This is a genomic window from Spongiivirga sp. MCCC 1A20706 (assembly GCF_046524175.1).
In the GTDB taxonomy this organism is placed as follows: Bacteria; Bacteroidota; Bacteroidia; order Flavobacteriales; family Flavobacteriaceae; genus Spongiivirga.
The window spans coordinates 49,461-63,418 of sequence record NZ_JBEFZF010000002.1; the positions used below are offsets into that span (position 1 = coordinate 49,461).

The window sequence follows — 13,958 nt, forward strand, 5'->3', positions numbered from 1 at the left end:
CGCTTCACAGGCAATAAGCATAATAGCCAGAAGTGCATTCCACAAGTGAATCGTTCATCAAGAATAATTTACTCCCGGCTAATCATGTTTTACCTTCTAAGCCGCTTTATCGGCTTTGTTTGCAACACCAGCGTTCGCGTCCAGTTCTACCGGCCCAAAACGGTTTTAGCTTTTCATTTCTTAGGATCGTAACCTGATCGTCGATCACTAATTGCTTTGCGATATAGTGCTCCTCTGGAAGCATTTCAGTACGAAAGCCTTTTACCACAATATTTTTGCCTTTGATATCGGTTACAAACTTTGAAACCTCACTGGTCGGACCTAAGTGAATGTTTAGTGTTTTGTTGTCTGCAGTAGTCAAAAAGAGATGCGTTCCTGAAAGTGATCGCCCGGTGGTGTATTCGCAAGGACCCTTTTTTAATTCGGTTACAACCCCTTTCAATTCAATAATTTCTGGGTTGGTCCCTTGTTTGCACATTCCTTGTTTTTCTCCAACGCTTTTTTGCGCAAAAACTATTGTAGTCGATAGCACGAGTAGCACAAAACCGACTGATTTAATTAATGTTTTCATTGTATTTATTTTTTAAAGAATTATCCCTGAAGCCCGATACAGATATCAACCAGATGCTTGCCTTCTGGGTGGGTACTTGGGTCATTTTTGTACGACTCATACATGATTCCCGATAGCGGCTTGAGGTTATTTTTGTATACAAATTCGTATACTTCGTTCCAGGCATCGCCATATTCGGTGGGGAGCAGCTTGAAAGCACCTACCACATAGTTCCCAGCCGGAAGCTCCATTTTTTCGATGGGCCCTTCTACCTCCGTATCCTCAGGTACCGTAAAACCAACTTTTATAGTTTGCTGATCTTCAGGGACATCTTCATCCTGATATATGCTGACTGATTGAGTATGCGGATCGTTTAATACACCCATAGGGATAGCCCAGGCCATAACCTTATTAAATAGGCTTTCAAAAAGCTCGGTATCGCCTTTATAAGGACCCGTATGACTTATGTAGGCTACTGTGCGTTTTGGGAGTGTTGTTTGTATAATGTTTGATGTGAGTACTGCCATGATTTCTTTCTTTAAAAGTTTTATGAATTTCCCTTAAAGAAATGACAGTTCGTGTCAAGAGGCAATGATCTTGGTCAAGTGGGATAAATGGGTATGGACTAATCAAAAATATGAGCTTCATAATCATCCCACCACTTCTCGATATCTATTTTAGGTTTTCGGCATATATATAGCGGAATGCCATTTTCTTCTCCAATGGCATATTGATGGGTGATTATTTTTACCAGCTCAACCTCTTCAAAAACGTATGCTACCGAAGGTGTTTCATTTCCTAGGCTTATCCAAACCTCAGCATCTTTATTTCCATACCCCCAGGTCCAGAAACTGCCGTGTCTGCTTATTGGGTTCGGTAAATTATATTTTTTACCCAATATTTTAAGGGCACCCGCCTCCCCATAATTCTCTGCCCATAAAACACAGTTTTTTTGCTCCGTCGGACTTAACGAGTTGTACACACTGTCTACGAGCCGAACTTGTTCTTCCCAACCAAACATATCGGCATAGTCCCCTGTTAATTCAAATCGGCCATCTTTTTCTTCGATGCCTGCATAGGCCACATATTTTTCAATGGGCAAAATGGGTGTAAGGTCCGGTATAAAAAATGCCATTGGAATAAAAACAGAGGCTGCCGTTAGATAGGTAAAAACCGGTCTTTTCTTGAAAAGATTGCTCACAAAAACAGCGCCTGCAGCAAATACAACCGGATACAACGCAAATACATAATAGGTTTTTGCCTTGAGTATCCACATAGTTAAAAATATAACGATTGCTGCAATTCCTACACTTTTGTAGGCCTTTAAATACTTACTAAATAACAAGCCAATGAAGCCGCAGCAAAACATGATAAAGGTTGGTATCATTTCCAGCTGATCCAAGATAAATGGTGCATATCCTATTTCGTCAAGCTGATTGTCATTTAAGGCTGCTAAATGCCTCAGCAAGGGAATATCGTGTTGTAGTTGCCAAATAATATTGGGCAAGAAAATGAGTAACGCAATTAGTCCTGAAATATACAGCCACTTATTTTTAAAAAGACGGCCTTTTTCATAAAAAAACAGACTTACCAATACGCCAAAGGCCCACACCAACATAGTGTATTTATTGAGTACCCCTAAACCAAGAGTGACTCCCAGCAGCAGCAGGAATTTTGTGTGCTTGGAGTTCATGTATTTAATGAGGAAATAAAACCCAAGGGTCCAGAATAATTGGTCGAATGCTACCGGCTGAAACAAGGTATGGTTTCTGTAAAACGGTAAGAATGCCAGAATACACAGTCCGGAAAGCAGTATTGCGGGCCATGAGCCTTTCAATTCTTTAGCCATTAAACAACAGAGTATTAAAATGGCAACACCCGCCAGGGTTGGGAAAAGGCGTACGCCTAACAACGAATAGTCAAAAAGCCAGTACGACAGTTTCCCGAAAAAGGCAATAAGTGGTGGAAATTCCATAAAGCCCCAATCCAAATGTTCACTGGCTGATAAATGCAATAACTCATCACGATGAAAGCCATAATTCCTATTTCCCAGCCATTGAATAGACAGTTTAACAATGGACAGAATAACAATAATTGGCCAGTATTTTTTCATCCGTTTTTTGGTTGTTTTGAGTAATCCCTATGGGAAAGATAGTTATTAAATGCAACTTCAAAAATGAATCCATTCAACGATATTCGCCTAGGATACCGAATACGTAGTAAGAACAAGATAACTTTTAGAAAATGTAACTGAGCTGGTTAGCAACAAGCATACATCTATGCTGTTTTTATTGCTTGATGTATTTTTTCGTCTTAAAAAAAGTCAAGGGATCGTTGAATTGTTTTTCCGTTTGAAAATCAATCAGCCACATGTTTATTGTTAGGTCATTTAATAATTCATACTCCAATCGCACAAATCCGTATTGTTTAGAAAAATAACTGGTGAGTTTGGTTGTACCAATATTGGATGTAGCAGTACTCTCCACGACATAACAATCAATGGCTCCAATAGCTGTCTTCATCTTTTTTTTGTCCACTATTTCGTAAGTGTAGTCTAACAGTAGTTGCCCTTCCCATGTTCCCCACATGTCATTTGCCCAGCCTTGTCCAATTTTCATTTGGTCTGTCCATTTGGAACCTATCATCAAAGGTTTTTTAACAAAAGGAAAAGGTGCTGTTTCTAAAGCGTTGAAAAAGCCTTTTCTAATCGGGTGGATCCAAACATTCTTGTCATTTTCAACAGCTCCGGTAGACGATAGTGATGCATACACCGGTTCTTGTAAATAGGAAATTTGTGTTTGGTTTTCATTGCTTCGTTCATTATCAGCAACAGGCGTTACAATTAAATGAATGCGATTGACAGCAATACTATCTGATTCTTTTGCGGTAAGCTCAAAATCAGTACTGGCGAACATCCCATTGTTTGTTTTCAGTTTATATTTTTTGCCTTTTAGGATGATTTCATAATCGTACACAAAAACATTCCCTGTTTTGTAAATCGCGTTGTTGGCATCAATATGTTCTTCTTCGGTGATAACGGAATCATACTGTTGGGAAAACCCTACTAGGGTAAATGCTAAACAAAAAAGGATGAATGCTAATTTCATAGGTGCTGTTTTGGTTAAAATTACGGCTAATTGTCCTGCTAATCAGTATTAGGTAGTTTTTAAGTTCAACCCTTTATTACTGATGACGCTGTTAGCCATTGCTTTTTTACCAATGTGAGCTCGGCCTTACTCCTTCGTTATAAGCTTTCAACAATGAAGGTTGAATTTTATCCCAAACAATTTCTATTATTGCTTCTAGGGTATAGGAGAAATCAAGGCTTTCTTCTATTTCATTTAAATCTGCAATACGAAATAGGTTTCGTAAATGTTGTCTTCTTAATAAAAAAGGAGGGTGCGTTTCACCAATATTTAAGGTGTTGTCGACGTAACCATTTTTTAGTAAAGAAAGTGATCGTTCAACTAACATCATAGAAGTAAAGAAAAAATCGGCTCCTGCAAAACCAATTGCGGTGCCAACATTCTTATCAATCAAAACATCTAGACAGATATTTAGCCCTACATTATCGGCCTCTAATTCTTTTAGGTTATTCAAAACGAGTTTAGTTCTTTCATTATTTTTATACTTAGAAGTATCAAAATGCCCTCTAATAATGTGGCCGAATTCATGACCTAAAATAAACGTCTCAAGTGCCGTTCTTAAATTATCATATATAAAATAGGTCTCTGATTTAGGTGAATACTGTTCTGAATTAAATGGGCTTTGGTGTAACAGATAGTTCCAAATAAGATCAAAAAATCTATTAATTATTTCCGGTGTTTCAGTGACATAGGCTAACACCTCATCTTTAGAAATTATAATGGAATCACCTTCTTTACTCAGCGGAAAGCATTGCGCAATTGCCTTGGATATTTGATTTAAAAAGCCAAAAGTCCCATCTGATAACAGTATTAGAATATAATCATTATTGGGAATATTATATGCAAACCCATTGACTTGTCCAAAAGGCAAAGACCCGAGCAAATAGTTTCCAGAAAGTTGCGTCCTATATCGATAATTAATTGATTTTTCAATATCAAGAATTCTTGACTCTAAAACCTTTGCCCAAAAAGGATTCAGGTATTTACTCTTTGCTATTAATGGGTGGGTTATAGGTAGGGTATCTATAATTTGAGATTGAAATACTTCAAATGATACAGCTGTAGGAATGATTCCTTTTTGTTTTAAGGAGTTAAATAGGTTGTAAGATATGTCCTTATGGATATACCCTCCGTCTCCATCGAAGGATTCATTTTGTTTGTAATTATACTGAAGGCTTTCAAGTATTTCTATTGCTTTTTCCTTGCTCATTTAATAGCGCTTACTCCTTGAACTCAAGCGTTATTTCGACTTTTGAAGTCCCAGAAAGCCCTCCCTTTGCTATCGTATATAAGCCTACCTCACCAGAAGCCGTAATCCCGAGGGAAAGCTTGACATCTTTGATTTTTATTTTGTTGGAACTTATTTTCACGTCTGAAATCGTTTTTGCCAGACTAGAAATTTGTGATTCCATTTGCTTCCCTATCAAATCATTCTCTAATTCCAGCATTCTACCAATTTTTTTCTTAAAATTTGGTAGTGGTAGCGCAGCTTTTATATCCTCGCTTTCTTCAGCTTCTACATATATCTTTATTTTGTCCATGGTTTATTATATGGTTTTTAATTATACACTTATTTAATATCAGAAATACCAAAAAATGTGTTTTTGAATTCTTTTATGATAGTTAACGGGCTTGTGTATGAGTAGTAGCAGGTTTCTACTCACGAACCTTTCGGTTTTCCACTTACCTTTGCTTTACGTTTATACTCTCGTTTTATTACTTAAACCGCTATTAATCATACACCTTGTTAGCCACTGGCTATTTTTTCTTCAAGGCTTTAATTATTCTTTGTTCGTTAATTACAATATCTCTAAACAGTACGTGAGGTAAACTTGTGTGTTTTGATATTTTAAACTCCTCAAATATTTTCATTAGAGAAGAAGCTGTAATTAATGATAAGTTCATTTCCATATCCATTTCACAATCGGTTATAAAATCATCACTAAATTCAGGTGCGACCAGAAGTGTTTTAATTACTCTAAGGTTACTACTTTCGGCTAATTTCCTGTACGATTTAATTTGTCTTGATACAGAACTAAACTTGTTATATCCTCTTTCTTTACTTGTCTTACATTCAACAATTATAACTTCGTTATTGTCAATGTTGAGCAAAATATCAATTTGGTCTTTACTTGTGTTAGTAGACTTTTTTAGCTTTTCGTTCACGTTAAATCCTAATTTTGAGAAAATCGTTTTAGTTAATTCCTCAAATTTTAGCCCTAATTCACTTTCCTTTATTGAAATTCCATTTTCTTTTAATTCGTTTAAGTTTCGATAAGCAACATTTTCATAATTTTCAAGGTAAAGATTTTCAGCATCTTTGTAGTTTTCTAAAACGTTTAAAATATCGTCTCCACGTTGCTTAATTCCGTTTTCTTTTATGAATTTAGTTAAGTCTTCTTTAACAATTAAGTCCAAAATATCTCTTGGTTTAATGTTGTAGTCTAAGAGAAAATTAGCCTTCAAAACAAACTCGTCTTGCAACTCAAATTGGTCTTTAAGTTGCTTGTTTAATTTTGGTAAAGAGTTATTTAATTCGATTAGCATTTTTTCGTAACCGTCAATTGAAATACCAACTTTTTCGTCTTTTTCGATATTCTCAAAATGAGAAATCAGACTATCAATTTTGTCGTCTAACGTACTGCCTTTTAAAGGTTTTATACCTAGACCGTTTTCGCAAAGTTCTGAAAGTTGTTTTTTCTTTTCTGTTAGAGTTGTTCCCTCTTTGTATATGTCATTTTCTAAAATCCCTCTAATTCTAACGCCCTCTTTTATTATTTCCTTAATTTTATCTGCTTGACTTAATTTTCTGTCAATGTTGTGAATTTTAGAAATTTGGTTTATGGTTGGTTGACGCATTATTTTTAAAGTTCTTCTTAGGAACTTGTCGCCAACTTCTTTTTCTCTTAGCTTTCTTAAAAGTCTAACCATTTCGTCTGCCACATAAACAATGTTTTCTTTTTTAGAATAGAAGATTACACCAATGTTTTTAAGACTATTTATTATTTCGAGTATTTCACCTTTTTTGATTGGAACAATTGTGTAATTAATCAATTTGACCTCTTCCTGAGAAAGTCCTAACGATTTTGAAAGTGTTAGAAGTATTGATAATTCGTCAAAAGTTATTTTGGCTTCTCTATTGTTTACTAAGTCGTTGTTATAAGCAGTTTTTAAACAATAATTATAGATTTTGTAATCTCGTTTTCTCGATTCCGAAAGTTCCGATTTGTCATTGTCTAAATCAGATTTTAGCTGTTTTAATCTACTTTCTAAATGCTTGATTTCATTGTCGTACAATCTCGAAAACCAGTCCTGTTTCATTATGCAGTTTCCATCACGAATAATAATGTCAATTAGAATGTCTAATTGAGAAGAAGTATCTTGAAATTCAGATTTTAAGTAATTGTAAAATTCGTTTTGAGTTAGCGAAAAAATCTTTGATATATTTTGGCTGTCTACAGATTTTAGTCCTTTATCTGCTGAACTTAAAATTTTCTCAATTTCCTTGTTGTTTTCAGGATTTTTGGAAATGATATTATCAATAACTTTTATGAATGAGTTCTTTTCAAGTGAGCCTAATTTGTCTAATATCTTTTCTAACTTCATATTGTTTTCGTTTCGTTAGTTTTGCTTGCGGCTAAAGTCCAGTTACGGATTTACATGCTTTAATTTTCGGTTTAATACTGACATTAGCAATTCCGAGTGGATTCGGACGTATTCGAATCTGCCGTAATTGCGGTTATACATTGTTGGCGTGTCGTTTTTATTCCTTTTCAAATAATTTTGCGATTAGAGTTCCTACCAATACTGCAAGTCCAATTCCAACTAATGCTTCTCCAATGGCAGACTTTTCTCCGTTCAGTTCCTTTTTATATTTATCAAATTCCAATTTGTTAATATACCCACCTTGAAAAAGTAAATCCAAATATTCATTTCGTTCCTCTTTAGTCGCTGTATCATTCTTGATTTTGTAAAGCAAGAACTTAATTCTTCTGTCCGTCTGTAGAGTATTCTGTTCCATTACGCTTTATTTTCCTTACTAAATTCGTCATCAAGTGCTTTCAGAGCTTTCTTTTCTAAAATTTCAATAAACTTTTCGTGATGACTGATTTTTGTTTCAAGGTCTTTAATTCTTTCTTCAGCTTTACGTTTGTGCGTGTAGTAAATTCCAAGAACTGTACCGGTTGCAACTACAGTAGAAGCGATTATTGTTATTAAAGTCCAAGTTCCTTCCATTTACTATTTTATTCTGTTTTTTATTTGGTTTATGTTTTGCTTAAGTGCATGCAAGTGATCTCGGCTATAAGTAGTTGCGTGGTTTAGCACTAAACCTTGCAAGTACACACCAAACTGAAAATCCTCACGGATTTTCAGTTGAAGGCGAGAACAAGCAATTACTTATAGCCATTGTTGTGCACTGTTATTTTTTTTCATTTTATTCAGAATCTTTTTCATTCTTTACTTTCCTCTTTCTACCTATCCAAATAAATATTAATGAAGCTACCAAAGAGCTTAATATTCCAATAAAGAAACCGAATGCTCTTTCATACCAAACTTCTTTGCGTTGACGTTTTTCTTGTTCCAAAAACACCGCTTCCAATATTTTTTTATCAGCTTCTATTATAGGTTTTAAGTTCTCTTTTTCTTTCTTTAGATTCTCCAAAGCCTCATTTTCAGAAATCAATTTTTTCTTTTGACTTTCTACGAATGTTTGAAGGTTTTTCAAATCTTTAGAGATATCATCTAAATTCTCTATTTGAGTTCCAATATTTTGGGTTTCGTTTTTCTTATTTATTTCTTGATAAGTTGATATCACTCCTAATAATGAAGCAAAAATTCCGACTATTACAGGTAAAATCTTAGTAGACTGTTTCAGAGCTCTATCAAGTTCTTTAATTTTTGCCTTTTTTCTTTTTAGTTTTTCAGCCATCTATATGTTTGAGAGATTTTAATAGTGTACAACTTGTTATATCAATCACGATTGCATTTTTATCCGGAGATTATTTCCGGATAACAGTCAGTTTTGTTGTTTATTATCAGAAATGTATATAAAGACATACACTTCCTTTTGGCAGTTATAAAAAGCCAATTATTCGTAAAAACTATAAGGAATACAAACCGAAAATAGTCTGTGTTAAGGGATGTTTAAATCTATGAAAATAATTGCCGGGCACACTATGGTTTTCCGTAAGTGGGAGGAAATAATCGTTGAGGTGTTTTAATCAGTATGTTAAATACCACGAAAGCCTTGAATATGGTTTTTTGCATCAAGCATCGCAATTTAAAATTAAATAGCTCATTACAGTGAGTGTCACTGTAATGAGCTATTTAATGCTATCGTGTTTTAATTTAACACGAGGTAAAGAATAAATACTAAAAAAGGACTTAATAGTATGACCATAATTACCAGTCTTTCTATTAATGAAACGTCATCTTGCCATTCCAAAAGCCATATATTTTTAAAATATTTATTCAGCATCTTTTATTGATTTTGGTAGTTATAATATGATACTCTTGCCGCCACTAAGCCTGTTATTGTAACATGGTGTTTATTTTATCACCAGCAAAAATTTTAAAAATCAGGTATATGGTGATTCCAGAAACTCCTATAAAATGGATGATCCCTATTACTTTTACATATACATTTTCGGCTTTTATTCTTTTCTCGATTGTATTTGGAATTTGTGCCCATAACAGTGCCAGTATCAACCCTATTGGGTACATATAAATTTGCCTGGAATCAACACTTGGGTTGTCTGCCAATTTTTCGAGGAACACAAAAACAACCCCGCTAAAGGCCGCGCCAAAAATGGTAGTGACGATCTTGCTAAATGAATTGTCGTCTTTTATTTTAGAAAGGCCATAGTTTAACACCCCACCTACAAAAGCACCCATACATAGCATTCCTACAAATTCAATGTTCTTAAAAATATCCATGGTGTTTGGTTTTAGTTTTTTCCGGTAAGTTGCAATCTCCATTGAATAAAAGGTCCTACTTCGGCTTTGTCTGCATTTAATCTTTCGTTACTGGAAATTGGTATTCCTAATCTGAATTGATTTTTTGGATTCATCTTGAACTCAATATATGGCGTTATGCTTGTGGTTTTAAGCACGCCGTCTGCGCAATTGCCATTTTCATCTGCATTGCAGTCTAAATATTCAAAAGCGAATCCTGTATGTATGGACGGGACAAAAAGACTTTCTAAGTAGTTTTTACTGCTTTTGTAATTCTTATCCAATATCCAAGTCCTAAAACCTATAGCAGCACTTAAGCCAACATATGGCTGCAGGTCATTTTCTGCTTCAGCGGCAGCTCTTTTTTCTAAATAATACCCTGTAATACTGTATCCCCAACATTCATTAACAATATGCGTAAAACCCAACGACAAGTTTTGTTGTTTTAAACTAAACTCGTTATCATTAAGGTTATCATTGTCTAAATCAACATCATCACTTCTCAAAATATTAAAGTAAGATAAATTACCACCGAAGGTAATTTTGACGCTATTTTCTTGTAATGCTTTGAAATACTCAAGTGCTAATTCTCTATCTAATATCTTTTTTGATTTCTCAGAATACTTCTTATATAAGTCTTTATAATATAGATAATCATCTATTGTTAATGAATCCCTGTCAAAGTCTTTTTTGTCTTTAGATGGAATAAAGCCAGCTTTTGGTTGAGCTTCTAAAAGTTGCACTATTGAATTTAGATAAGAAATCATTTTTTCAGATAACTTATAAATACCCTGAGAATTTTTGCTTGACTCAATATCCTTTTTAAGTACACTTATAAATTCCTTATTAATTATCTCATTTGAGCGGATCGCATTAGCCTGAATGACTTCTCTTCCTATACGCCTTCCCCTTTTTGAATTATGCATTGAATTATCCCAGGTAAAACCTAACCCCAATGTAGATATGCCGTTTTTTTGGGCCAGATTTAATTTTGTGTTTCTCAAAAAACTATCAGCGTAAGTTTCATTTGCTGAAATATTGTTCAATTGAAAAGGGGCAATAACAACTTTCTGTAAATCATCATCTTTCGAAAATTGAATATTTGTGCTAAGCAATTCAAATGAATTGAGACTAACATCATTAAATATGTTAGTATCTGCATTTAATCCCGTGTAAGAACTATATAAATAATTTAACGGTAAATCATTTTTTGTGGGTGCATCATTTTGACCTTTTACAACAGAAAAGGTTAAAACAAATAAACATAATAACTGAATTTTACTTAAAGTTTTGATTGCCATAACGCTTTAGGTTCTAATGCTCTTTTTTGATTTCCAGCGGGTTTTGTTTTATGAACTTTACTATCAGTATCATTGATAATAAAAACTTTAGCTTTTGGAATTTTCACAGTCGTGCTTGGATTGTAAATCCTAAAATGAATTTTGAAATCGTCCGTATCAAGATTTCCAATTGGTATGGCAATTGCTCCATCAAAATCTGATATGGGTTGACCTATCAAAGAGTGTAAATTTCCGTTAACCTCTATTAGTAGCCCTAGAAGAACAATTTCCGTATTATTAGTCCACCGCAAAAGAAACGTGTAATGTTTAAAAAGTAAGATATCGTTTAAATCAGATTTTATGGTTTCCGAATCGATATCCAAATTGAAGTATTGTTTTGAAAACATAATTAATTGGATTTTTTATTTAATCATCTATTACTTTATTTATTCATTGATTTTCTGTATTCTTCCAACTTTAATACAGCTCTTTCAAGAACCAACGGTCCATACTGGTTTTCTAGCACTTTAATGTACTTAACATTGTTTCTCTCATTTTTGTATGATAATAATCCTTGAGGTGCTTTATCTGCCCTTAAAAGATCAATATAACATCCATAATCAATGGCATAAACTCTATATCGCCTATCAGGATTATCTAAGTCTATAATTCCTGATTTAATAATATGTAGTACGCGATTGGAATACAGAAAATCAATAAGTTCATTTCTTCTTGAAGCTCCTAGTAAAAAAGCTCTTACTCCCCGCTCCTTAATTACGCTTCTAATAATCCACTGAAGGAATGGATAGGCGTCTTCTCTAGCTCTCACATTGTATTCTTTTGATTTGTTGAAGAATTGTCTAGCTCCTTCTCTAATGTGTTCTTGAGAAATTTTAAACCCATTTGCTTTCATTGCTGATTCTTGGAGAATCTGGATTGCGTCTCTTGGATTCCCCTCTGAGGCTTTTATAATCTCGTCAAATGCATCCTGATCAGAAAACATAATGTCAATGAGTTCTTTTGAGGTTGTTATTCTATATTTTTGAAGAATGTCATTATTATATCCCTGATTAGTAATATGATTAAAAATAAATCTAGAAAAGAAATCACGAGATGTATCAAAGTTGTTTTCAAACACGACTAATTCATCTAAATCTATTGATGTTGCAATATCTGAACCTAGCTCTAACCCTATATAACTATGAGAATCTTTCTGGATGATAAAATTAGACCTATATTGAATTGCTGCAATCTTAAGTGATATCTTTTTAATGGGAAATAGAGTTCTACGAAGTAAATCTGCCAAATAAGGTTGAAGTTCTATTGGAATTTCGCTCCACTCATCAAGAAATATAAAAATAGAATCTATTTTCATTATTTCTATTAGTTTATTAAAAAGCTTGTTGATACTTGGAAAGCTGATGCGATTATAAGGGCGGCCCTTAATTATATTACCTGTAGTTTTTTCCTTTGATTCTTGGTTTTCGTTAAGTTCTATGTGTTTTTCATTTTGATTACTTTGTAAAGTCCCTACTATCTCTATTTGGTTAATTGCTTGATGCAACTGTTCATATATTTCCTCAAAATCTTCTAATACAACTTCCTCTTTTTTAGTATATAAGACATAATTTAAGAATTCATTAATTGTATAGATTAGGACATCTCTAGTCAATGCTGATGCCCTTTCATTTAAAGATGTTTTTTTATCACCGTATATCCCGCCATTAGAGCCAACAGTTCTTAGGTCAATATTCACCGTCATAGCTCCTTTTTGTTTAAGTTTAAAGGACTGATAAGTAAATAAGTGTGTTTTGCCAGTGCCTCTCCTCCCGTATATTATTTGATTTACCGGAATTGAAAGTAAAGTCGATAGGTTGGCTATGTCAACAAAACTATTTTCAAGGTGAAATTCACTATATTTTTCCGCTCTCGGAAATAGAGCTAGAATAGTTTGATTTAATAACTTGTGATCTTGTTTATCCATATTTGGTTAGCTTAATCCGTATTTCAAAAACAATTCCGATAGCTGATTCATCTTATACTTGAGATTCGGATTACTTTTTTCCTCAATTCCTTTAAAAGTCAATTTCTTTTTTTCTTTATTCTCGATATCCACACTTAAAAGACCTTGATTTGTCAAGTTTTCAATAGAATAAGTTTCAATCTCCTTTCCAGCACTAAATCTTGCAAGCTCCTTGAAGTCAGGTGTGAATGATCTGATAGTAATAGAACATAATCTTAAAAAAAGATCATAACTAATGTTTTTGTTTACCAAATTTTTGAATAGTCTTCCGATTATTCTAGGCTTCTCAAAGTCATCAACTTTATCTAGAAAAATCATAAGCTGTTCCCCTACTCTTGTTCTATATTTACTCTCGTAATTTACTGAAGCCATAAACTCTTTCTTTTCTTTATATCCCATTGATTTAGTTTCAAATAAAAACAATAGGATCTTCTTCATAAGAATACTATCTCTAACGCTAAGGCCCGTTTTTGCGATAGCTATAACTGTATTTATTACAGGAATGTCTTTCAAGGTGTTGTTTGTTATCAAAGAATCTAAAGCAATCTCACCATAATCAATAGCTATATTTTCCAAATTTTCTTTGCCAATAGAATTTATTAGTGAATTTTCAAGTTCATCTTTCATACATTATTGTTTCTCTATTATTGAGCACATCTAGAATATGAATAGTAATCTTCTGCAGAGTACTATTTCCTTTATATTTTGTTGGTAGTTTTTGTTCTTTCTTTTATTACTTCCTCCCGGTTGTATTAATTGTAAAATCTAGTTCCTGATTACAACTTGTTTACAAAAAGAAATGCAAAACACATGGGCTCTCTATTCAAAAGCCATTTACTTAATAAATCATAAGGAAAAACAGACCGAAAATAGTCTGCGCTAAGGGATATTGAAATGTAGGGAAATCCTTGTTAATTGTAATAGGGTTTCCGTATGTGGTTCAAAAAAATCGTTAAGGTGTTTAAAATGAGATAAATGAGTTGATGTAGTGGCCTCCAAACTAA

Annotated in this window: 15 protein-coding genes; all 15 read right to left on the minus strand. The window is 33.7% G+C overall.

What is annotated here, in order from left to right; translation table 11 throughout:
• Positions 1-106: 106 nt before the first annotated feature.
• A complete protein-coding gene (locus tag ABN763_RS04315; RefSeq protein ID WP_410484200.1) occupies positions 107-571 on the minus strand; it encodes a hypothetical protein in 465 nt (154 codons plus the stop codon).
• Between the two features lie 20 nt (positions 572-591).
• Positions 592-1,077, minus strand: a complete 486-nt coding sequence (locus ABN763_RS04320) for a GyrI-like domain-containing protein (protein ID WP_410484201.1) — start codon at positions 1,075-1,077, stop codon at positions 592-594.
• Between the two features lie 98 nt (positions 1,078-1,175).
• Positions 1,176-2,663, minus strand: a complete 1,488-nt coding sequence (locus tag ABN763_RS04325; RefSeq protein WP_410484202.1) for an ArnT family glycosyltransferase — start codon at positions 2,661-2,663, stop codon at positions 1,176-1,178.
• 175 nt (positions 2,664-2,838) lie between these two features.
• The gene (locus ABN763_RS04330; RefSeq protein ID WP_410484203.1) at positions 2,839-3,657 is read right to left on the minus strand and encodes a hypothetical protein; all 819 of its coding nucleotides are present in this window, start codon (positions 3,655-3,657) and stop codon (positions 2,839-2,841) included.
• A gap of 106 nt (positions 3,658-3,763) precedes the next feature.
• The gene (locus tag ABN763_RS04335; RefSeq protein ID WP_410484204.1) at positions 3,764-4,906 is read right to left on the minus strand and encodes a hypothetical protein; all 1,143 of its coding nucleotides are present in this window, start codon (positions 4,904-4,906) and stop codon (positions 3,764-3,766) included.
• A gap of 10 nt (positions 4,907-4,916) precedes the next feature.
• Positions 4,917-5,237, minus strand: coding sequence for a hypothetical protein (locus ABN763_RS04340; RefSeq protein WP_410484205.1), 321 nt, complete (start codon positions 5,235-5,237; stop codon positions 4,917-4,919).
• Positions 5,238-5,454: 217 nt separating this feature from the next.
• Positions 5,455-7,302: a hypothetical protein gene (locus tag ABN763_RS04345; protein WP_410484206.1), complete on the minus strand. Its 1,848-nt coding sequence runs from the start codon at positions 7,300-7,302 to the stop codon at positions 5,455-5,457.
• 157 nt (positions 7,303-7,459) lie between these two features.
• On the minus strand, positions 7,460-7,717 hold the full coding sequence (locus tag ABN763_RS04350; protein WP_410484207.1) for a hypothetical protein: 258 nt from the start codon (positions 7,715-7,717) through the stop codon (positions 7,460-7,462).
• A complete protein-coding gene (locus ABN763_RS04355) occupies positions 7,717-7,932 on the minus strand; it encodes a hypothetical protein (RefSeq protein WP_410484208.1) in 216 nt (71 codons plus the stop codon). Before ABN763_RS04355 ends, ABN763_RS04350 begins: the two co-directional genes overlap by 1 nt.
• Positions 7,933-8,131: 199 nt before the next feature.
• Positions 8,132-8,626 carry a hypothetical protein gene (locus ABN763_RS04360; protein ID WP_410484209.1) on the minus strand — a complete coding sequence of 165 codons (495 nt, stop codon included), beginning with the start codon at positions 8,624-8,626 and terminating at the stop codon, positions 8,132-8,134.
• Positions 8,627-9,228: 602 nt separating this feature from the next.
• A complete protein-coding gene (locus ABN763_RS04365) occupies positions 9,229-9,633 on the minus strand; it encodes a hypothetical protein (protein ID WP_410484210.1) in 405 nt (134 codons plus the stop codon).
• 11 nt (positions 9,634-9,644) lie between these two features.
• Positions 9,645-10,952 (minus strand): hypothetical protein, encoded by a 1,308-nt coding sequence (locus ABN763_RS04370; protein WP_410484211.1) that lies wholly within the window; start codon positions 10,950-10,952, stop codon positions 9,645-9,647.
• Positions 10,934-11,338, minus strand: a complete 405-nt coding sequence (locus tag ABN763_RS04375) for a hypothetical protein (RefSeq protein WP_410484212.1) — start codon at positions 11,336-11,338, stop codon at positions 10,934-10,936. Before ABN763_RS04375 ends, ABN763_RS04370 begins: the two co-directional genes overlap by 19 nt.
• A gap of 35 nt (positions 11,339-11,373) precedes the next feature.
• Positions 11,374-12,915 carry a hypothetical protein gene (locus tag ABN763_RS04380; protein ID WP_410484213.1) on the minus strand — a complete coding sequence of 514 codons (1,542 nt, stop codon included), beginning with the start codon at positions 12,913-12,915 and terminating at the stop codon, positions 11,374-11,376.
• A gap of 6 nt (positions 12,916-12,921) precedes the next feature.
• A complete protein-coding gene (locus tag ABN763_RS04385) occupies positions 12,922-13,581 on the minus strand; it encodes a hypothetical protein (protein WP_410484214.1) in 660 nt (219 codons plus the stop codon).
• Positions 13,582-13,958: the final 377 nt, after the last annotated feature.